At 72.7% G+C, this 1476-nt stretch carries 2 protein-coding genes; both read left to right on the plus strand.

Features of this window, described 5'->3' with window-relative positions:
• Window positions 1-403 (plus strand): acyl carrier protein (locus AC1D1T_RS32445; RefSeq protein ID WP_477993461.1); only part of this gene is annotated, 403 nt, incomplete at its 5' end.
• On the plus strand, window positions 400-1476 hold a 1077-nt coding region (locus AC1D1T_RS32450; protein WP_477993462.1), incomplete at its 3' end, for a beta-ketoacyl [acyl carrier protein] synthase domain-containing protein. The genes AC1D1T_RS32445 and AC1D1T_RS32450, both read left to right, overlap by 4 nt.

A 1476-nucleotide genomic window follows, 5' to 3' on the forward strand; every position in this document is an offset into this window, starting at 1 on the left:
GCCCGCCACCGTGCTGTCGCGCCTGCAGGCGATGCCGGCCGGCCAGCGCGCCGCGGCGCTCGCGGCCCACCTGGTCGAGCGGGCGTTGCACGTGCTGGGCCTGGACGCCGGCACGCCGGTCGACCCGAAGACGCCGCTGAAAGACCTGGGCCTCGATTCGCTGATGGCGGTGGAGCTGCGCAATGCGCTGACCCGTTCGATCGGCCGCCCGCTGTCGGCGACGCTGCTGTTCGACTATCCGACGCTCGCTGCGCTGACCGCGCACCTGATGCGCCTGCTCGGCCTCGACGAGCCGGTGCCTGCCGAGGCCGCGGCCATCGACACCGCGGCCGATGCGCTGCACGATCTGAGCGACGAAGAAGCCGAAGCCCTGCTGCTGCAAGAACTGGGGAGTTCCCGATGACCGAACCGCGCGATGAAGCGCTGAGCCCCGTCAAACGCGCGCTGCTCGAGATCCGCGAGCTGAAGGCCGAGCTCGCGCGCTCGAACGCCGCGTTGCACGAGCCGATCGCGATCGTCGGCATGGCGATGCGGCTGCCGGGCGGCGTGGTCGATGCGGCCGGTTTTGCCGAGCTGCTGTGGTCGGGCACCGATGCGATCGGCGCCATCCCCGCCGAGCGCTGGAACCTCGACGCGCTGTACGACGCCGATGCCGATGCGCCCGGCAAGATGACGACGCGCTTCGGCGGCTTCGTCGACGGCGTCGACCGCTTCGACGCCGAGTTCTTCGGCATCTCGCCGCGCGAGGCCGCCAGCATGGACCCGCAGCAGCGGCTGCTGCTCGAGGTGGCCTGGGAGGCGCTGGAAGACGCCGGCCATGCGCCGGGCGAACTCGCCGCCACGCCGGCCGGCGCACGCACCGGCGTGTACCTCGGCATCAGCAAMAACGACTACGGCCGCGCGCTGTACCGGCACCCCGAGTTGATCGATCCGTACTTCGCGACCGGCAATGCGGCCAGCGTCGCGTCGGGGCGGCTGTCGTACTTCCTCGGCGTGCACGGGCCGGCGGTCGCGGTCGACACCGCCTGCTCGTCGTCGCTGGTCGCGCTGCACCAGGCCTGCCAGGGGCTGCGGCTGAACGAGTGCGAGATCGCGCTGGCCGGCGCGGTCAACCTGATCCTGACGCCCGAGATGAACATCAACTTCTCGAAGGCCCGGATGATGGCGCCGGACGGGCGCTGCAAGACCTTCGATGCCGCGGCCGACGGCTACGTGCGCGGCGAGGGCTGCGCGATGCTGGTGCTGAAGCGCCTGGCCGATGCGCAGGCCGCCGGCGACCGCGTGCTGGCCGTGGTGCGCGGCAGCGCGCTGAACCAGGACGGCCGCAGCGGCGGGTTGACCGCGCCGAACGGCCCGGCGCAGGAGGCGGTGATCCGCGCCGCGCTCGCCGCGGCCCGGGTCGATGCGCGGCAGATCGGCTACGTCGAGGCGCACGGCACCGGCACGCCGCTCGGCGACCCGATCGAGCTCGGCTCG

The sequence above is a fragment of the Rhizobacter sp. P2_H3 genome (assembly GCF_056403355.1).